Raw genomic sequence first — 20,176 nt, 5'->3', positions numbered from 1 at the left:
TTTTCTCTTGGAGACTCGGGCTGTAATTTGTATAAAGGTTTCACTGCTCGATAGGTTTCTTGCCTGTATGAAACCTGCCTCAATACTTGACGCCCTCTTCGTGAGGGCGTTTTTTTTGGTAAAACCGCACTTCATGAATTCAAAATAAGCATTTATTAACAAATACTTAATGGACACTTTCAACCTGTCATAAAACTGTTATCAGAATCGAGTAAGGCACCACTATGAAAATACTTGTTCTTTGCACTGGCAACTCCGCTCGTTCGATTCTTTTAGAATCAATATTTAACGCATTTGAAGCTGATCGCATCACGGCTTACTCCGCTGGATCAAAACCAGTGGGCAAAGTGAACCCAGCTGCAGTTGCACATTTAGCGACTGTCGGTATTGATGCCAGCACTGCACGCTCTAAGTCGTGGAACGAGTTTTCTGGTGATGATGCGCCACACGTAGATTTAGTCATTACCGTTTGTGGTAATGCCCGTAACGAAGAATGTCCCTACTGGCCTGGCGCACCTTTGAAAGCTCACTGGGGGGTTGAGGATCCTGCTGATGTAACAGAACCACCAGAAGCCGTTGCTGCAGCTTTTGCAGAGGCTTATAAAATATTACATCACCGCGCCACTGCATTGCTTGCTTTGCCGTTTGAAGATATGTCATCAGACGAGTTACAAAAACATCTGATCGACATTGGGGATATTACACCTTGAATAGATATCTAGCAGAAGCACTGGGAACGGCGTTTTTATTAGCAACAGTCATCGGTTCTGGCATTATGGGCGATACATTGTCAGGTGGAAACATCGCGATTGCTTTACTGGGCAATACAATTGCAACGGGCGCTATTCTTTATGTGTTGATTACGATCTTTGGACCTGTATCTGGAGCGCATTTCAACCCTGCGGTTACATTAGCATTTTTCTTACTTGGCAAAATCAGCGTAAAAGACGGCAGCATCTATATTATTCTACAGATCATTGGGGCCATATTAGGGGTCTGGGCCACACATGTGATGTTTGAAACATCCGTATTGCAAACATCATCCAAACTACGTGCTGGACCATCGCAAGGGTTTTCAGAGGTGATTGCGACCTTTGGACTACTTATGGTGATCTTTGGTGGTATAAAACATCGTCCAGAAAGCGTTCCAATGCTTGTAGGGCTTTATATTACTGCGGCTTATTGGTTTACGGCTTCTACCAGCTTTGCAAACCCTGCTGTTACGATTGCACGTACAATGTCAGACACATTCGCAGGTATCAGCCCAATGAATGCACCGCTTTTCATTGTCTGTCAGTTGGTCGGCATGGGATTGGCACTCGGATGCGCTAAATTATTATTTAACTCGGAAGAGACGTAACCCATAAAACGACTGCATCATCTTGGCTTGTTGAAATCACGTTATGGCCCATCGCGGCATCATAATATGCACTGTCACCACGGCGCATTTCTACGGGTTCGTAGAATTCTGTAAAAAATTTCACAACACCAGAAAGAACATACAAGAATTCTTCGCCATCATGGCGTACCCAGCCCTCGAATTCATCAAAAGAACGCGCACGAATACGGGCACGATATGGCACCATTGCTTTGGATTTCAGCTCTGGTGCTAACATCTCATGCTCATATGTGCTGGTGATTAATTCACGGCCTTCGCTCATCTTGGTCACAGCTAATCGTGCCATCACCTGTTCTGATTTTGGGGCAGTAAATAATTGAGGAACGGAAATCCCCAAACCTTCTGCCAGCTTTTTCACGGCATCAAATGTTGGGGACATTTGTTCATTTTCGATCTTTGATAAAGTCGAACGGGCAAGCCCCGCCTCTTGTGCGGCTTGTTCCAAAGTCCATTTACGGTCCTTGCGCAATTGACGGACACGTTGCCCCAAATTAAGGGCGGCACTTTGCTCTTGCGCACCGTCAGCACGCGCGATTGTGATTAAACTGGGTTCATTTATATTGCTCATGATGTTCTTCTAGCCTAAATGCGAAGGGACTTGCAAACGAGATGTTCTAAAAGGACTATATAACCAATGACTAAGATTGATATTATCTCTGATCCTATTTGTCCGTGGTGTTACATTGGCAAAACCCGTCTGGACCGTGCTTTAGAGGCAAACCCCAACCATGATATCATCATTGAATGGCATCCGTTTCAATTAAACCCAACGATGCCAGCGGATGGTATGGATCGTCGCGAATATCTGGAAACCAAATTTGGGGGCCAAGAAGGTGCGATCAAAGTCTATGGTCAAATTGATCAAGCCGCGCGCGATAATGGTTTAGAATTAAATTTTGCGGGTATCAAGCGCACGCCAAACACAGTGGATGCTCATCGCCTAATCTTATGGGCTGGTATTGAAGGCAAACAAAATGCGGTCGTTGACCGTTTGTTCAAAGCATACTTCAAAGAAGGTCGCGATATTTCAGAACATTCTGTCTTGGTGCGCATTGCAGATGCTGCTGGTATGGACGGTGAAGCGATCCGTGTGTTGTTAGAAGGTGATGCAGATAAAAGCGATATACGTGAACGCGATAAAAAATCCCGTCAATCAGGTGTGCAAGGTGTCCCCTGTTTTGTTGTTGATAACCATTATGTCGTGAACGGTGCACAACCGACTGAAATGTGGGACAGTGTAATTAAAGAGATCGCAGAAAAGAACAAAGCAACTGGATGATCACAGCTCACTTACCATCGGGATATTTATTAGGTAAAGTGATGCGCGTTGATACGCGAGTTTTAATGTTTGCTGCCATGGTGGGTGCAATTTTTCCTGACTTAGATTTACTTTGGTTCTACTATTTTGATGAAAAAGCATTTCATCATCATCGCTACTGGGTGCATGCTCCTGGGTTTTGGTTGCTATTTTCACCAATCATTATCTGTGTTTTGGCGATTTGGAACAGATATATTCTTAAAGTGTTCCTTACATTCCTGATTGGAATATATTTGCATATTTTTCTTGATACAATTGCAGGCGGAATAATGTGGCTATGGCCTTTTTCAGATCGCTTATATGAATTGGTCAGAGTGCAACCAACCCACAATCATTTCGTATTATCCTTTATAGCTCATTGGACTTTTTGGCTTGAAATAATCATTTGGATATTAGCAACGTTCCTACTGTTTCGATCAAAAAGAAGCTCATTAAAATAATTTTGAAACCATTTTTCAGCCGCAATTTCGCCCAAGAACTTTATTATAACTTTCAATAGTTTAATTTTATTTGGTAAATTATATTATGCAAAACGAAACCCCTTTTTTTGAATTCCGCGGTCCTTTTGGCGTTCCTGTACAAATAAACCCCTCTTTGATTATGCTCTTTGTCATTATAGTGGTTATTGGTGGCGGTAATGATATCCTTTGGTCTTTGACATTCTTTATAATGTTAGTGATCTCTATCTTTTTACATGAATTGGGACACGCATGGGGGTATTTGATACAAGGTCTGCCTGTGCGAAACATTACGCTTCATGGTGGTGGTGGATATTGTCAGGGCGTACATTCAGCAACACCGTATGAAGAAGAACTTGTGGTTGCAATGGGGCCAATTGTAAATCTGATACTGTGGGCCGTATGTGGTTTAATATCTGAATTTGCACCTGCAGATAGCTATGAAATAGCCATGGTATTGTCTTACTTAGGGTATTTTGCAACGTTAAATCTGTACCTTGCTATTTTCAATCTGATCCCAGTTCATCCACTAGATGGTGGAAAGCTATTCCACCTATTTGCTATGCGGCTGACATCTTATGAAATAGCAACACGTATTTCTGGGGCAGTTGGAACCGTTTTGTCAGTATTATGGATTCCTGCTGCACTTTGGTTCTATTTTACGAACGGTTGGTTCTTGTTCTTTTTCCCATCGATCATAATGCACTACAATATGTTCAGAAATAAGCGCGCTTAACCCATCTGCTCGCTAAATGTTTTTTGATCTCTTAGGGAACACATATTACCGTCTGGATCTGTAAAATTAGCAATTGTGCCCCAGTCAAAAACGCCACGCTGGACAATGATACCTTTGCTTTCCAACTCTTGGGCAGCATTTTCAACATCGGCAACATTAAAACGAAGTTTAGTCGGATTTTGTGCCATGGTCTTTGTATGTTGTGCATCTGGCCCACCTGTTTCAATCATCAGATACGCACCGAAAAAATCACAACACGTTAAATGTGTATCACCTTCATTTATGGAAAAAAGTACAGGAAGCCCTAGGATTTTTGTATAAAATGATACGCAGGCATCATAGTTATAGGTGAATAGAATAATCCCTGTACGTTCGAATTGCATTTTGTGCCTCCAAGACTTTATTCTCTATTCTTGTCTTGAAACCATTCCTCGATCAACCACATACGATCCTGTCCCCAGACGCATTTGTCCTCAAACCGAAAACTGGGAACACCCCATAGGCTATGGTTTGTTAATTCCTGCCTATTGATCTCTGCTTCTGCGCTCCATTCATCAATTAGCAATTTCTCTTTAGATTCATCCCAAGATAGCCCTGCCGTCTCAACGATACGGCGCAATCCTTTGTCTGTGGTGGCATCTATGCCTTGAGACGAAACTGCCGTGGAAAAATTTTGGGCCAGTCTTATATCTTGGCCCTGTTCTCTTGCCCATGGCATTAAGGCATATCCACGCTCGACAGCTTTGCCCAATGGATCGACGATACGCCCAAAAGGCAAGCCAAGGCGTTTGGCTTCACGGGCGACGTCATTGACGATATATAAGCGTTTTGACTTTGGCACTGGTAAGCCACGCATCACCATTGGCAAGACAAACCGAAGCTTTAATTCGACGCCATAAGCATCAGTCAATGCAATCGCGCGTTGCAAAGCGATATAAGAATAAGGACTTCTAAAAGAAAAATACATGTGAAGCCTACCATGCACCTTACCCGTTGATGCGGGAACGGACGGCATTGGAAACGTATCAGACTTTGTTAGGGCACCAACGGAGCGCAGACGCGTTTCAAGATAATGTAAACGGTCCAGACCCCAATACCATTCGCCACCGTAATAGAGCATACCGCCCATATAATGACCAAGCTTAGTTAATATTGCGGTACCTTCAGATTGCGATTGCTGCCAGTGATATTCAGAATCTGGTATATTTTCATCGCTCCAAAGTGCTTTACTAATATTACAAGCAGTACGAATATCATTTTCGACAAAAGCAGCAGCGATTGCACTGCGCACCTTCTTTACTTGCTGATCGCTTGGAGGTATTAATTTGCATTTAAAGCCAGCTCTCGTTGCCAAAACTTGAGCGTCTTTCAAAGCGTAATCCGATAACATTACACGTTCAGGCACAACATCGTCTTTCGGCTCGTTCACCAAATGGCAAGTCAGTTTAATATCCGTATCTTTGATTACATCTGGCAATGCCAATAACAGAATATGGCTGTATGGATCGGTTACATCATGGAAAAAGATCACCTCATGCGGATCACCCGCACGTTTGCGCTTTGCTTCGAATTTATCTGCACGCTTATCACGTCTGTCTTGATCTGTGATAAAAGCAATAATCCGAGACAGAACAAGCGATTTGAAAGACATTCATAACTCCATTCAGCGCAACCGAATGGAGCGCGGCTTATTTCTTTTTGGGCGTTTTTGCCTGAACGGCTAAATCGCGCGTAATGATATAGGCGCCTTTGATCTTCTTATCATCATTGGGCCAATCCCGGCGGACGACGATTTTATTGTCTTTGACTTTCGCCGTACCACGTTGATCTGCCAAGAATTGCACCAAACCTTCTGGGCGTGCAAACTTATCGTTACGGAACTGGATCACAATTCCTTTTGGACCGCCGTCTAGTTTCGCAATACCAGCAGCGCGACACATGGCTTTGACACGTACAACGCGCAACAGCATATTCACTTCATCAGGCAGCTTACCAAAGCGGTCAATCAATTCTGCGGCAAAACCTTCTAATTCTACCTTTTTCGATAGGCTGGATAAGCGACGGTAAAGGCCAAGACGTACATCAAGATCAGTCACATAATCGGCTGGGATCAAAACAGGCACACCAAGGTTGATCTGAGGTGACCAATTTTCATTAACCTCGGACAGGCCTTCCATTTCGCCTGCTTTCATCTTGGCAATCGCCTCTTCAAGCATTTCTTGGTACAGTTCAAAGCCCACTTCACGAACCTGTCCAGATTGTTCATCGCCCAACAGGTTCCCTGCCCCGCGGATATCCAAATCTTGCGATGCCAGTGTGAAACCTGCGCCCAGGCTGTCCAATGAGCCTAGAACCCGTAAACGCTTTTCTGCGTTTGGTGTTATGCGTTGGCGCGGCTTTGTTGTCAGATATGCATAGGCGCGTGTTTTGGAACGACCAACACGACCACGAATTTGATAAAGCTGTGCAAGGCCGAACATATCAGCGCGATGGACGATCATTGTATTGGCCGTTGGAATATCCAAACCACTTTCAACAATCGTTGTAGCCAACAGAACATCATATTTTCCGTCATAAAAAGCATTCATACGGTCATCCAGCTCACCAGCTGGCATTTGTCCATTGGCAACAACATAGGTGAGCTCTGGCAGTTGATCTTTGAGGAATGCTTCAATCTCTGGCAGATCTTTGATGCGTGGTACGACATAGAAGCTTTGGCCACCACGATAATGTTCGCGCAGCAAGGCTTCGCGAATAGTGACGCTATCGAATTCACTAACATATGTACGGATCGCAAGGCGGTCGACTGGTGGCGTGCCAATGATGCTAAGCTCACGTACACCAGAGAGTGACATTTGTAATGTCCGTGGAATTGGTGTGGCTGTTAGGGTTAATACATGCACGTCTGTACGCAGTTGTTTCAAACGTTCTTTGTGGTTCACACCGAAATGCTGTTCTTCATCGACAATCAACAGACCAAGGTTTGCGAATTTGATACCTTTCGCCAATACAGCGTGCGTTCCAACAACAATCTCTACGCCACCATTCGCCATGGCTTCTTTTGTTAAGGCTGCTTCTTTTGCAGTCACAAAGCGAGATAGCTGTTTTACGCGGATACCTGTGCCACGGAAACGCTCTTCGAATGATTTTGCATGTTGGCGGGCTAGCAACGTAGTTGGTGCAACAATTGCAACTTGTGTACCCGCAGAAGCTGCTACGAATGCTGCACGTAAAGCTACTTCGGTTTTTCCAAAACCGACATCACCACAAACCAAGCGATCCATAGGACGACCAGAGGACATATCCTCCATCACATCTTCAATCGCATTTAGCTGATCATCGGTTTCCGTATATGGGAAACGCGCGCAAAAACTGTCCCAAGCATCAGCGGGCGGCTCCATAACTTCACCTTTACGCAACATACGTTCGGCAGCGACACGGATCAGCTTATCTGCCATCTCGCGAATGCGTTCTTTCAGCTTCGCTTTTTTCGCTTGCCATGCTCCGCCGCCTAAGCGGTCCAACATCCCCTCTTCATGCCCATAACGGCTAAGAAGCTCGATGTTTTCAACCGGGATAAACAGACGATCATTGTTTGCGTATTCCAAAAGGATGCAATCATGTGGTGCGCCTGCGGCTGTGACGGTTTCCAAACCTTTGTAGCGACCAATACCGTGATCTAAGTGCACAACGAGATCACCAGGTGTTAGGCTGGTTGCCTCAGTCAAGAAATTCTCAGCCTTACGTTTGCGTTTTCCTGTACGGATCAAACGATCCCCCAGAACGTCTTGTTCCGAAATTACAGTTAAGCCTTTGGCTTCGAAGCCGTGCTCTAAGGGCCAAACGGCTAGAGACAGACCACCCTTTTCAGCCTGAACATCAGACCATTTAGCAATATTCGTAGCTCCAGTGGTATCGTGATCTTCTAACAATCCAGTCAAACGTTCACGTGCACCTTCAGAGAAAGACGCAATCAAGACATGACCATTTACGCGTTTGTCTTTGATATGATCTGCCAATGCACCAAACAGGCTGATTTCCTCTTGTTGGCGTTCTGGGGCAAAGTTGCGCCCAATACGGCCGCCTGCATCAATTACATTTGGTCCTGTACCTTGTGGTAAAGCAAATAACTGGCGCAATTGGTGATCGTGTAGAGCTTTTTCAAAAGCCAGATCATCCATATATAATAACTCAGCAGGGCAAGGTTTATAGACACTGTCCATACGCGATTTGTTTGCTAAAGCGTCTTTGCGTGCATCATATTGATCCGCAACACTTTCCCAACGCGCTAGGCGTGATTGCGTGGTGCGGTCATCCAAAAAGATTGTTGCGTTTGGGATGTAATCAAACAGAGTTTCCAGTTTTTCGTGGAAAAACGGCGTCCAATGTTCAACACCTTGATATTTACGCCCTGCACTCACACTTTCATAAAGCGGGTCATCTGTGCCAGCTGCACCAAATTCTAACCGATAATTTTGGCGGAAACGTTGAATAGAGGCCTCATCTAAGATCACTTCAGATACTGGAGCCAATTCAATACGGGTCAGTTTTTCCACTGTGCGCTGGGTTTCTGGATCAAAACGGCGCGCACCATCCAAAACGTCACCAAAGAGATCAAGACGTACTGGACCACTATCCCCTGGTGGATAGACATCGATCAAACCACCACGGATCGCATAATCGCCTGGTTCCATCACTGTTGGCGCTTGGGTAAAGCCCATGCGGGTAAAGAAACTGCGTAAAGCGGTTTCGTCAATTTGCTTCCCGACAGTCGCAGTAAAACTGGATTGCTTTAATATCTCACGTGCAGGTATCCGTTGCGTTGCAGCACTTACAGTCGTCAGCATGATGAATGGACGATCAAAACCATCAGCAAGTGCTGCTAATGTCGCCATACGCATTGCGGAAATATCAGCGTTCGGAGAAACACGATCAAACGGCAAGCAATCCCATGCAGGAAAGACAAAAACAGGCACATCAGGGGCGAAGAACTGTAAGGCTGTCTGTGTGTCAGCCAAACGCGCATCATCCCGTGCAATATGGATCACAGGTGCATTCGTTTTTTGCAAATGCTCTGCTAATAAACGCGCATCATAGCCTTCGGGTGCGCCGCCTACTGTTGTTAGATTTGGATTATGTATTTTCGTGTCCATATGGGACGGGTATCGCAGCTATTGCCCTACTTCAACCGCTTAAAATGCTGTGACTTCGATATAAACGGCCCAAAACATTGTGATCGTTATTGAAATCAACGCTATGGCCCATTTGATAAACCAAAACAGAGTATAAGTTCGGCAAATTCTTTCCCAATTATCTGCATAGCTGATCATTTTCTTTGAGTATGCAAAACCCATAATTCCGATCAAAGCGATGGGAACACCCAAAAAGACAACGGCTTGTAAAGTGTATACATCATTCTTGAAGCCAATAACGGCAAAGGATGAGAGAACAAAACATGTTAGAAGCACTAAAAGGCTTCCAAGTTTCGTGTAATCCGTAATAATAATACGCGAATTCACATCTAATAGTGCCATTGTATCTTGCTTGGCTTGTACATCACCACGACGTGCAGCATTAAACATTTCACGTGATATTCCAAAGCTGTATTGCAAAAGGTTAACCCACGCAATAATCACAACAGCCCAATACCAAGGGTTGGCAAAAGTGTTTTCGGTGAGAATGACTTCGTACATTTTGTATCAGTTCCAAACTTCAGAGACCTCCCTAAGCAAAATGCTCATGAAAACCAATAGAAAAAACCTTTTCACTTGAAGTTACGTCAAAATTTAGGCACTCAAAGCCTGAATATTTGAAGGATACGCTATGACATTGCCAATCGCACCTTTCCCTGCAAACCGCCCACGCCGTTTACGCCGGACTGATTGGATGCGCGATTTAGTGCGTGAAAATGATATTAAAGCATCAGACTTCATTTGGCCTATTTTCATTATGGACGGCACAGACGCTTCTGAACCGGTGCCATCCATGCCTGGTGTAGAGCGTTTGACGATTGACCGCGCAGTGATCGCGGCCAATGAAGCGGCAAACCTTGGTATTCCCGTTGTTGCTTTGTTTCCATACACTGATGCCAACTTAAAGACACCGGAATGTGAAGAAGCTTATAATCCTGAAAACCTTGCTAACCGTGCGACACGTGCAATTAAATCAGCTGTACCAGATATAGGCGTCATGCTGGATGTCGCATTAGACCCTTATAATTCATTGGGCCATGATGGCATAGTTCATGAAGGTGAAATTCTAAACGATCAGACGTTGATGATTTTAGAGCGTCAAGCGCTAAGCCACGCAGAGGCTGGCGCAGATATCCTTGGCCCATCTGATATGATGGATGGACGTGTGGGCATTATTCGTCGTGCTTTAGAGCAAAACGATTTGTCGCATGTCGCTATTATGGCCTACTCTGCAAAATATGCTTCTGCTTTTTATGGCCCTTTCCGCGATGCTGTGGGTGCAACAGGTGCCTTAACAGGTGATAAATCTACATATCAAATGGATGCTGGTAATTCTGATGAAGCGATGCGCATGATTGCACGTGATCTGGATGAAGGTGCGGATATGGTCATGGTGAAACCAGGCCAACCCTATTTGGATATTTGCCAACGTGTGAACACAGAATTCCAAGTACCTACATTTGCCTATCAAGTTAGCGGTGAATACGCGATGATTGAAGCCGCATCTGCCAATGGTTGGGTTGATCGTGATAAAATCATTATGGAAAGCCTAATGGCATTCAAACGCGCGGGATGTGCTGGCATTTTAACATATTATGCTCGCGAAGTTGCTGAAAAATTATCCCAACCGTTCTAATAAGTGTTATTTTCCAGCAAAATCACGCCTATTTGCACGTAATAGGATGACAGCACGTCCGTTTTGTCCTAAAAAGAGTATAGAAATCGGCATAAGATCGAACAAGAGTAGGCATTACAGGAGCATTCCATGCAAAATTGGACTCGGCGGAGTTTCATCGCGACAGCTGGCGCATCATTAACCACAGCATGTGCAGGCGGCACAGAAAGCCGTGCACGCTTTAAAATTGACGCAAATGTTGATGCAGCATTGCGCCAGATGGAAGCAGAGCTTCCATTCACAACGACATTACGCAACCAATCCGTTGGTATGCTGGTGATGCCAAAAATTACCAAAGGTGGTTTGATCATTGGCGGTTCTTACGGTGAAGGCTCACTTTTGGTGGGCGAAGCCCCTGTTGATTATTATTCTATCGTTGCTGGCTCATGGGGTTTGCAAATCGGCGTACAGCAAGTGGCACAAGTTCTGTTTTTTGCAGACCAAAACTCATTACAAAAATTCCGCTCTAAGCCAGGTTGGACTTTAGGCGCAGACCTTGAATACACTTTGATTGATAACGCAGATGCCGCTGGCCTTGACAGCAACAGCATCCGTGACGGTGTTTACAGCGTTGTGTTCGGACAAGCTGGGCTGTTGCTTGGTGTGTCTTTGGAAGGATCCAAATACAACCGTATTGTTCGGTAATTATTGTTTACATTCAAATACTAAAAAGGCGGCTTTAAGCTGCCTTTTCTATGCACATGATGCACGAATAGCATCCATATTGCGTTTGTAATCTTCTGGTGTGCCACCATTAAACACAGCAGAACCCGCTACATGAACATCAGCACCTGCATTCCAACAAAGTGGTGCTGTTTCTGGCGATACGCCACCATCTACTTCTAACCAAATAGGTCGATCCCCAATCATTTTACGCGCAGCGGCCACTTTATCGACGACAGAATGTGTGAATTTCTGGCCACCAAAACCAGGGTTGATTGTCATCACAAGGATCAGGTCAATCTTATCCAAGCAATATTCAATCACAGATAAAGGTGTTGTGATGTTCAACGCTACCCCTGCTTTACAACCATAAGATCGTATTGCTTGTAAACTGCGATCCAAATGTGGCCCAGCTTCGGCGTGTACAGTTAGAATATCACTACCCGCTTTAGCAAAAGCTTCCAGATAAGTATCTGCTGGCGAAATCATCAAATGTACATCCATCACCGTTTTTACATGTGGGCGGATCGCGGCAACAACATTAGGGCCAATGGTTAAGTTGGGAACGAAATGTCCATCCATCGGATCAACATGAATCCAATCAGCGCCCTGCTCTTCTACATCCCGGATTTCTTCGCCTAATCTGGCAAAATCGGCAGATAAGATAGATGGCGCAATTTTTAATTCGCGTTTTGGATCAAACTCTACAGTCATAATAATCTCACTTATTCAAACGACGGATTAGGCTGGATGTATCCCAACGACCTCCGCCCATTTCTTGGACTTCCGCGTAATAGCCATCAACCATTTTGGCAACATCCAATGAAGCGCCATTGTTTTTTGCTTCTTCAAGACAAATGCCCAAATCTTTGCGCATCCAATCCACAGCAAAGCCGAATTCAAACTCATCATCAATCATCGTATGACCACGGTTCGCCATTTGCCATGATCCAGCGGCCCCTTTGGAAATCACATCAACAACGGCTTTACCATCCAGACCTGATTTCTGGGCAAATGCTAAACCTTCTGAAAGCCCCTGAACCAAACCAGCAATACAAATCTGGTTCACCATCTTCGTTAACTGCCCAGCACCAGAACCACCCATCAAACGGCTGGCTTGTGCGAAACACATAATGATCTCTTCAACACGCGCATAAGCAGTTTCATCGCCACCACACATAACAGTCAGCAAACCGTTTTCTGCACCCGCTTGGCCTCCAGAAACAGGTGCATCAATAAATTCAAAGCCCGCTTTGGAAGCAGCAGACGAAAGTTCGCGCGCCACTTCTGCAGAAGCCGTTGTGTGATCTACAAATACAGATCCAGCACTCATGTTTTGAAAAGCCCCATCCGGCCCCATTGTAACACCGCGTAAATCGTCATCATTGCCAACACATGCAAAGACAACATCCTGTCCTTTCGCAACTTCTGCAGGCGTTAAAGCCATTGCACCACCGTATTTTTCCACCCAATCTTCGGCCTTTGCAACAGTGCGATTATAAACAGTTACATCATGCCCTTTTGATTGAAGATGTCCTGCCATTGGGTATCCCATTACACCCAAGCCGATAAACGCTACTTTTACCATGTTTTAGCTCCCGATTGTCATGTCATTCATATTGCTCCTATAGACATGGACTGCTAATCGTTGGGGGTCAATATCGGAGGTGGCTTTGGCTTTCTTATTTCGCTGGCTTATGCGCAGTTTTGTTATGATGTTTGTCTTAGCTATCGCAGGTAGTGTGTTAGCCTATTATTTTGCTGTACGCTCATTGCCAGAATATAACATTGCTTATGATATTCCCGATGTAGAAGCACCGATTGAAATTGTCCGCGACAATCATAATGTACCTCATATTTTTGGCGATACCGATCACGATGTTTATTTTGGTCTAGGGTTTGCCCATGCACAAGATCGCATATGGCAAATGACAATGTTACGCCGCACAGCTCAAGGCAGATTATCGGAATTGTTTGGGGAACGCACAGTAAACATAGATAGTTTTATCCGTCGCCTAGACCTATATGCATTGGCACAAGGCTCATACAAAGTTCAGACAACTGAAACGCAGCTTGCTCTGGATGCTTACGCAGATGGTGTAAATGCATGGTTACGTAAAGTGAATGAGGATGCTTTAGGGCGTGGAGCACCTGAGTTTTTTCTGTTTTCCAATGAAATTGCTCCATGGGTCGCATCTGACAGTTTAGCCATCATAAAATTGATGTCTTTGCAATTAGACAGCCAATTACGTAGTGAAATTACACGTGCTCAAGTTTCTCTGACTGTCGGGGCAGATTTGATAAAAGACATCATGCCTGATGCCCCAGGCGATGGCGTGATTGGATTACCAGAGTTTGCAGAGCTTTTCGAAGATATCAAAAAGCCCATTAAATTTGCGCAAAGCGACTATGACCCTTTGGACCCAATTCGCCCATTAAATATGGGTGGCGCATCTAATGCTTGGGCCGTTGGTTCAAAACGCGCCGCAGCACATGCGCCCCTATTGGCAACGGACCCTCACTTAGGGCTTTCTGCGCCTTCTATTTGGATGTTAGCGCGACTTGATTTTAAATCGGGCGGTGTTATTGGCGCAACCATACCAGGCATGCCTGCTGTATTAGCTGGACGTTCAAATGATTTAGCATGGGGTGTAACAAGCTCTTATTTAGATAACCTTGATGTTTACATTGAGAAATTAAACCCAGAAAACCCAGACGAATATCTAACGCCAATTGGTTACAAATCATTTCGAACCAAAAGCGTGATCATAAATGTCAAAGATGCGCCAAGCCGTACAATAACTATAAAGTACACAGAAAATGGTCCTGTTATCCCACCGGAACATTATTCATTAGGTGATATTACGCCAGAAGGTCATGTGGTATCTTTAAGGTGGGTTGCCTTAGAGCAAGATGACACTTCTATGTCTGGTGCTTTAGAAGTGATGCGATCAAAATCAATTTTCGCAGCTCGCCGTGCGGCCGAAAAATTTATAGCACCGTCGCAGAATTTGATGTTGGCGGATAGAAACTCAATTGCGATGCAAACTATTGGCAAAATGCCAAAACGACATATCAATCACTCCAGCAAAGGTCGTATTCCATCACAAGGATGGTTGCCGCAAAACCGCTGGGATGGGTATTTTGACTTTAATGAAAACCCATATGTACGTAACCCGTCTAGTGGTATTGTAGCCAATACCAATAATAAACTAACGGATAAAGCATTTCCAAACCATGTCAGCTATTCTTGGGGTGATACACAACGTATTGAACGTCTAACAAAACTTTTGAATAATCGCGCTGTACATACGCGTGAAAGCTTCATCGAAACACAAAACGATGCGGTATCATTTACAGCACGATCCCTTTTACCTCTGATCGCAAGTGAGTTGTGGTTTTCAGGCACAAAGGCACTTGCAGGTACGCCAGAGCGACAGCAGCAAGTTGCACTAGAGTTACTTGCCAGTTGGAACGGTGAAATGGACCAGCATCTACCAGAACCTTTAATTTTCGCAGCATGGCTTCGTAATTTACAACGCCGTTTAGCGTCAGATGAACTGGGGCCCTTGATTGAAAAATTCCCCCGCCCCGATCCCGTATTCATTGAGCGTGTATTCCGCAATATAGATGGCGCCGCACAATGGTGTGATATCCGCCCCTCATCACGCGAAGAAACATGTACAGATATAGCACGTATAGCTTTGGATGATGCTTTGATCGAGTTGACCGAGAAATATGGCCCACGCATTGACAGTTGGCGTTGGGGACAAGCACATCAGGCACATCAAGACCACGAAGTTTTGGGCAAAATTTCTGTGTTAAAGTGGTTTACGAATATTCGCCAAGATACTGCAGGTGGTGACAACACTTTACAACGTGCCCGGACATCGGGCACAGGGCCCAATCCTTATGCCAATGTACATGCAGGTGGTTTTCGCGCTGTGGTGGACTTTTCAGACCCAGACAGTTCTGTTTTTATTATTTCAACAGGACAATCTGGGCATCCATTATCACATTACTATGATAACTTAGCCCAACTTTGGCGTCGTGGTGAATACATTCCAATGTCATTGGACCCCGATTTGGCACGTGGTGGGGCTGTTGGTATAACAACCCTACAACCTATCAACATTGAAAATTAGACTTTTTGGAATTGCGCAGCTTGTTTTTGTGTCCATGTAACAGTGACTTCAAAGCCAATATCAATCTGATCTTCGCTATCAACAACATTGTGGTCAAACAACCATGCACGGCGTTTGCCCTCTGAAAAGGCTAATTTGACCTTTTCTGTTTTTGTTGGTTCCGCCAAGTTCCACTCTATCGCGTCCATAAGTTCGGAAATACCAACACCCGTTAGTGCTGATGTAGCAACGATTTTTGGATTCCGTTCTGCAGCATTCACCAAAGGCTCTTCTTTACCTTTATCAAGAGCGTCAATTTTGTTCCATATTTCTAACATGGATTGTTGAGCTTCTTCCTCAATTCCTAATCCTGTTAGAATATCTAGAACATCATGTGCTTGTTCTTCAGTTTCAGGGTGCGAAATATCTCGGACATGCAAAATAAGATCAGCATCTAAAACCTCTTCCAATGTAGCACGAAATGCGGCGACCAATTGCGTTGGGAGATCGGAGATAAAGCCTACAGTATCTGATAGGATAATATCACGCCCAGATGGTAATTTTACCGCCCGCATTGTTGGGTCCAATGTGGCAAACAGCATATCTTTCGCCATAACAGAAGCACCTGTTATATGATTGAAAATAGTGGATTTACCTGCATTGGTGTATCCGACCAAAGCCACAATCGGGTACGGTACTTTCTTACGCGCATCGCGGTGTAATGAGCGTGTTTTAACGACTTTAGAAAGTTGCCGCTTCAACCGTACAATAGCATCGTCAATCATGCGACGATCCGACTCGATCTGCGTCTCACCTGAACCACCGATAAAGCTTAAGCCACCCCTTTGGCGTTCCAAGTGTGTCCAGCTTCGTACAAGACGCGTTTTCTGATAGGATAGATGTGCTAGATCAACTTGTAATACCCCCTCACGCGTTGCCGCACGATCCCCAAAAATCTCAAGGATTAGGCCCGTTCTATCCAGAACTTTTACATCCCATTTCTTTTCAAGGTTACGTTGTTGAATGGGCGTAACAGGACCATCGATGATAACAAGGCCAATTTCTTTGGCCTTAAAGATCGCGTCCAGTTCTTCAAGTTTGCCTTTGCCAAATAAAAGCCCAGCTTGTGGCTTTTTCAAAGACACAACCAGTTCGTGGGCAACGTCAAGTTTTAAGGCATGCGCAAGAGAAACGGCCTCTGCCAGTGAATGTTCTGGCGCGCGGCGGCTTTCTAAGTTCCAGATACTTGGATGTAGGACGCTTACGCGAGTTTCGAGAGCGCCTATTCTCCATCTCCATCATACAAAACAACAGGTTGTGCAGGCATAATTGTAGAAATCGCGTGCTTATACACCAGTTGTGATTGACCATCACGGCGCAACAAGATGCAGAAGTTATCAAACCAAGTGATAACACCTTGTAGTTTTACACCATTAATCAAAAAAACAGTTACGGAGTTTTTTTCTTTGCGAACGTTATTCAGGAATGCGTCCTGCAAGTTTTGTTTATCGGCAGCCATTTGTCCCAGCTTTCGTTATTGGCCCACATTTGCGTGAGCGTTTTCTTTTTATAAGCGCGATACTAGTCAGCAAATTGGGATTATCCAGAGCAAACCAGCGTTTTTAGTGCGTTTTTTCGCTATATTGTGCCTTTAACGCCAGTAATTGGGGTTAAATAAGGCAATAACGGCAACCGTTTCTAAACGTCCGAGAATCATCGCAACACATAAGATAGCTTTTGCTTCGTCTGAGAGAAGTATATAACTTGAACTACCTTCGATCGAAATCCCTACCAATGGACCACAGGTAGCCAATGCTGCAACAGCAAAAACGAGCGCTTCTTCAAAGTCTAAGCCTGTTAAAGTTAGTCCCAACATAATAATTCCCAATGTGAAGACAAAAACCATTAAGAATATCCATGCAATAAATGCCCCTTCACGCCTTATGGCTCGGCCACGTTGCCCTGCACCCCCCACAGAACTTGGGTAACTTAGGCGTTCCATCTCACGTATTCCGTGTTTGTATAATGCATAAATCCGTAGCAACTTAATGCCTCCTGCAGTCGTAGCAACGCCGCCACCTAATGCAGAAAGGCCAATAAAAATAAGGCCTGGAGTTCCTAAGCCAGACCAATTTTGTGCTGTCCCCCAAGATTGGCTTTCAAAACCTGTTGTCGTAAGAAACGATAAAATCGTAAAGCTACTCCCCCAAAGTGAACTAACCCCAGTTATAGCATCACCTTGAGCATTTGCCTCAATTGCGCCAGTCCAATGCCGGATAAATAATAAGGCTGGAATGATCGTAATACACAGCAAAGCTTGTGTGATTTCTTTATCATGTTTGATTGTTCGCCAGCTTTCTTGTTCACGTCCTGGCAAAAACGTGTTTCTAGAAACCGCAAAAAACAGAAATAAAAACATAACCAGTTCAACGAAAAAACCACCAGACGATCCTGATAAGCCGCCAACAGGGGATATTCCACTGGTTGATAAAATAGCCATTGCATGTGTAACCGCAATAAACGCGCGTTCACCAAGAATAATCAAAGTAAATGTCAGAACCAATGTAAGCATCAAATAAATTGGAAAAATTTGATTTGCAAACTTATTAAGTCTCTCAGAAACCTCAGCTTTTTGCATCTGCGATACAGCTTCTTTCCGATGTCGTTGCAAAGCATAAATTTCAAAGCCCCCCATGTTTAAGGGGGCGAAAATAGCCATTGCGACCACTAAAATCATAAAACCACCAAGCCACCCCACCAACGAGCGCCATAAATGTAATGGCTCAGACAAGACTTTAGGATCATCGAATAATGTTGCACCAGTTGTTGTCAGACTTGACAGCATTTCGAAATACGATTGGAAAAATGAGGCTGTTTTAACTAAGGCGGCAAACGGCATTGCTAAGAATATGGGTAAAACCACATAGGCGCATAACATAGTAATCAAATGTGTGCTTGCGGATGCGCTTCTGTCTTGGCGTCTTACAGCAATGCCAATGATCGTAGTAATAATCCCTAAAAAAGCACCATTATAGAAAAACGTGCGCGCTGTTAACCAATCCTCCAAGCGAATGGCATGTAAAATTGGAAAAAACATCGCAATACATGACAATGCCATAAGAATAACAAAGAAAGGAATATCTGTTATCCCTTTCATATTACTAGAAAAAATCAACTTGAACTTGGAACAATGTTTCCACTTTAGGAATATCCTCTGCTAGGCAGAAAATCACCACGGTGTCTTCATCTTCGATCTTTGTATCACCATTTGGGCGCAAAACTTCTGTACCTTTCTGTACAGCCCCTAAAATAGCACCTTCTGGAAAATCAATATCCCGCACTTTCATCCCCGCAATCGGAGAACTGTTTAAAACTTGGGCTTCAATTACTTCTGCTTCTGCATCTCCAATAGAATAAACCTCTTTCACACGTCCGTGCCGAATGTGCCGTAAAATCGATGATACCGTTGTTGCGCGTGGGTTGATGAAAGCATCAATGCCAAGTGGTTCTTTTAATTCCGTCAATGATGGGTCATTTACCAAAGCCACAGTCATAGGTACTCCAGCGGCTTTTGCACGTGTACAACTTAAAAGGTTCGTTTTATCATCATCAGTCAAAGCCAATAAAGCATCCGCTTGTGCAATATTTGCCTCTTCAAGCAGTTCCATATCTAAACCGTCGCCATTCAAAACAATCGTACGGGTCAATGCATCAGCTGCATTTTCAGCGCACTCTCGGTTCTTCTCAATAATTTTTGTGCGAATACGGTCACCACTCTGCTCTAATGTATATGCAACATGTAACCCAACGTTACCACCACCTAAGATAATGACACGTTCGCGTTTTTTGACAGTTTTTCCAAAAACCTCCAAACAACGAGACAAATCTTCATTGTGGATAACAATATATGCTTGATCACAAGCAAACAATTGGTCACCTGCACTTGGTGCAAACAAATGGCCTTCGCGGCGAACACCAACAACCACTGCACGAAGTGTTGAAAAGAGTTCCGACAACTGGCGTAATGGCGTGTTTAGAACAGGACAGTCTTCATCCAGTTCAATGCCAATAAACTTTGCTTGCCCCTCTAAGAAAGGCTCTGTGTCAAAAGTTGATGGTGATTCAATCTGTTGAAGAGCTGTTTTTGCAACCTCGAGTTCTGGTGAGATCACAACATCAATTGGCAAGTGGTCCCTTTGATATAAATCAGAATAAATCACATCTAAATAGGATTGTGAGCGTAGTCGCGCAATTTTACGCGGAATTGAAAAAACCGAATGTGCCACCTGACATGTGACCATATTAACCTCATCCGAGAATGTTGCAGCAATGATCATATCTGCATCATTTGCACCTGCACGAGCCAAAACATCTGGGTAAGATGCAAATCCCGTTATACCACCGACATCTAGTGTGTCAGTCGCACGTGCAACCAATTCAGCATTGTTGTCCACAACCGTCACGTCATTGCTTTCAGAGGACAAGTGCCTTGCGATTTGCCAACCAACTTGTCCAGCGCCACATATGATGACCTTCATTTCGGTCTCCTGATCAACGCGCAAAAATCAGCGCAATCGCAAATAAATCGCAAATTCATAGAGCTAGGTCAAT

General features: G+C 44.3%; 19 protein-coding genes. 8 read left to right on the top strand and 11 right to left on the bottom strand.

The annotated features are described in order from the left end of the window. The first annotated feature begins 224 nt into the window (after positions 1–224). Together F9L33_RS03120 and F9L33_RS03115 are read left to right on the top strand one after the other, a co-directional pair. Positions 225–710, top strand: coding sequence for an arsenate reductase ArsC (locus F9L33_RS03120; protein ID WP_152141267.1), 486 nt, complete (start codon positions 225–227; stop codon positions 708–710). Beyond that, complete coding sequence (locus F9L33_RS03115; RefSeq protein ID WP_152141266.1) at positions 707–1,360, top strand: MIP/aquaporin family protein; 654 nt, start codon at positions 707–709, stop codon at positions 1,358–1,360. Before F9L33_RS03120 ends, F9L33_RS03115 begins: the two co-directional genes overlap by 4 nt. Here the strand turns inward: F9L33_RS03115 and F9L33_RS03110 are convergent. Then, positions 1,341–1,967 (bottom strand): helix-turn-helix domain-containing protein, encoded by a 627-nt coding sequence (locus F9L33_RS03110; RefSeq protein WP_152141265.1) that lies wholly within the window; start codon positions 1,965–1,967, stop codon positions 1,341–1,343. The two genes, F9L33_RS03115 and F9L33_RS03110, sit on opposite strands and share 20 nt — an antisense overlap. Positions 1,968–2,033: 66 nt before the next feature. Between F9L33_RS03110 and F9L33_RS03105 the strand changes: the two genes are divergently transcribed. From F9L33_RS03105 to F9L33_RS03095, 3 genes are all read left to right on the top strand, one after another. Continuing rightward, entirely contained in the window at positions 2,034–2,678 is a 645-nt protein-coding gene (locus F9L33_RS03105; RefSeq protein WP_152141264.1) for a DsbA family oxidoreductase, read from the top strand. Next, a complete protein-coding gene (locus F9L33_RS03100) occupies positions 2,675–3,157 on the top strand; it encodes a metal-dependent hydrolase (RefSeq protein ID WP_152141263.1) in 483 nt (160 codons plus the stop codon). The genes F9L33_RS03105 and F9L33_RS03100 overlap by 4 nt, the downstream gene beginning before the upstream one ends. Positions 3,158–3,242: 85 nt before the next feature. Then, complete coding sequence (locus F9L33_RS03095) at positions 3,243–3,911, top strand: site-2 protease family protein (RefSeq protein WP_152141262.1); 669 nt, start codon at positions 3,243–3,245, stop codon at positions 3,909–3,911. On the opposite strand, the gene F9L33_RS03090 is transcribed toward F9L33_RS03095, so the two are convergent. Genes F9L33_RS03090 through F9L33_RS03075 form a run of 4 tightly spaced genes read right to left on the bottom strand, consistent with a single transcriptional unit; the run spans position 3,908 to position 9,604 of the window. Next, positions 3,908–4,294 carry a VOC family protein gene (locus tag F9L33_RS03090; RefSeq protein ID WP_152141261.1) on the bottom strand — a complete coding sequence of 129 codons (387 nt, stop codon included), beginning with the start codon at positions 4,292–4,294 and terminating at the stop codon, positions 3,908–3,910. The genes F9L33_RS03095 and F9L33_RS03090 overlap by 4 nt on opposite strands. A 17-nt stretch (positions 4,295–4,311) precedes the next feature. Continuing rightward, positions 4,312–5,562 carry a DsbA family protein gene (locus F9L33_RS03085; protein WP_152141260.1) on the bottom strand — a complete coding sequence of 417 codons (1,251 nt, stop codon included), beginning with the start codon at positions 5,560–5,562 and terminating at the stop codon, positions 4,312–4,314. Between the two features lie 37 nt (positions 5,563–5,599). Further along, positions 5,600–9,064: a transcription-repair coupling factor gene (gene mfd / locus F9L33_RS03080; protein WP_152141259.1), complete on the bottom strand. Its 3,465-nt coding sequence runs from the start codon at positions 9,062–9,064 to the stop codon at positions 5,600–5,602. A 39-nt stretch (positions 9,065–9,103) separates the two neighbouring features. After that, positions 9,104–9,604, bottom strand: coding sequence for a hypothetical protein (locus F9L33_RS03075; RefSeq protein WP_152141258.1), 501 nt, complete (start codon positions 9,602–9,604; stop codon positions 9,104–9,106). Positions 9,605–9,734: 130 nt separating this feature from the next. Here F9L33_RS03075 and hemB point away from each other — a divergent pair, with 130 nt between their 5' ends. Next, on the top strand, positions 9,735–10,739 hold the full coding sequence (hemB, locus tag F9L33_RS03070; RefSeq protein ID WP_152141257.1) for a porphobilinogen synthase: 1,005 nt from the start codon (positions 9,735–9,737) through the stop codon (positions 10,737–10,739). A 129-nt stretch (positions 10,740–10,868) separates the two neighbouring features. Beyond that, positions 10,869–11,423, top strand: a complete 555-nt coding sequence (locus F9L33_RS03065) for a YSC84-related protein (protein WP_152141256.1) — start codon at positions 10,869–10,871, stop codon at positions 11,421–11,423. A gap of 48 nt (positions 11,424–11,471) precedes the next feature. On the opposite strand, the gene rpe is transcribed toward F9L33_RS03065, so the two are convergent. Both rpe and F9L33_RS03055 read right to left on the bottom strand, forming a co-directional pair. Then, on the bottom strand, positions 11,472–12,155 hold the full coding sequence (gene rpe, locus F9L33_RS03060) for a ribulose-phosphate 3-epimerase (protein WP_152141255.1): 684 nt from the start codon (positions 12,153–12,155) through the stop codon (positions 11,472–11,474). Between the two features lie 7 nt (positions 12,156–12,162). Next, on the bottom strand, positions 12,163–13,029 hold the full coding sequence (locus tag F9L33_RS03055; protein WP_152141254.1) for an NAD(P)-dependent oxidoreductase: 867 nt from the start codon (positions 13,027–13,029) through the stop codon (positions 12,163–12,165). Between the two features lie 109 nt (positions 13,030–13,138). Between F9L33_RS03055 and F9L33_RS03050 the strand changes: the two genes are divergently transcribed. Next, the gene (locus F9L33_RS03050) at positions 13,139–15,586 is read left to right on the top strand and encodes a penicillin acylase family protein (protein ID WP_370452084.1); all 2,448 of its coding nucleotides are present in this window, start codon (positions 13,139–13,141) and stop codon (positions 15,584–15,586) included. Here the strand turns inward: F9L33_RS03050 and hflX are convergent. From hflX to trkA, 4 genes are all read right to left on the bottom strand, one after another. Further along, positions 15,583–16,851, bottom strand: coding sequence for a GTPase HflX (gene hflX, locus F9L33_RS03045; protein WP_152141252.1), 1,269 nt, complete (start codon positions 16,849–16,851; stop codon positions 15,583–15,585). The two genes, F9L33_RS03050 and hflX, sit on opposite strands and share 4 nt — an antisense overlap. Next, complete coding sequence (hfq, locus tag F9L33_RS03040; protein WP_152141251.1) at positions 16,848–17,084, bottom strand: RNA chaperone Hfq; 237 nt, start codon at positions 17,082–17,084, stop codon at positions 16,848–16,850. The genes hflX and hfq overlap by 4 nt, the downstream gene beginning before the upstream one ends. 132 nt (positions 17,085–17,216) lie before the next feature. Further along, complete coding sequence (locus tag F9L33_RS03035; RefSeq protein ID WP_152141250.1) at positions 17,217–18,722, bottom strand: TrkH family potassium uptake protein; 1,506 nt, start codon at positions 18,720–18,722, stop codon at positions 17,217–17,219. 4 nt (positions 18,723–18,726) lie between these two features. After that, positions 18,727–20,103, bottom strand: a complete 1,377-nt coding sequence (trkA, locus tag F9L33_RS03030; RefSeq protein WP_152141249.1) for a Trk system potassium transporter TrkA — start codon at positions 20,101–20,103, stop codon at positions 18,727–18,729. Between the last annotated feature and the right edge of the window lie 73 nt (positions 20,104–20,176).

It is taken from the genome of Amylibacter sp. SFDW26 (assembly GCF_009184395.1).
Classification (GTDB): Bacteria; Pseudomonadota; Alphaproteobacteria; order Rhodobacterales; family Rhodobacteraceae; genus Amylibacter.
The sequence above is the reverse complement of the archived record's forward strand: the minus strand, read 5'-3'. Positions and strand labels throughout refer to the sequence as shown.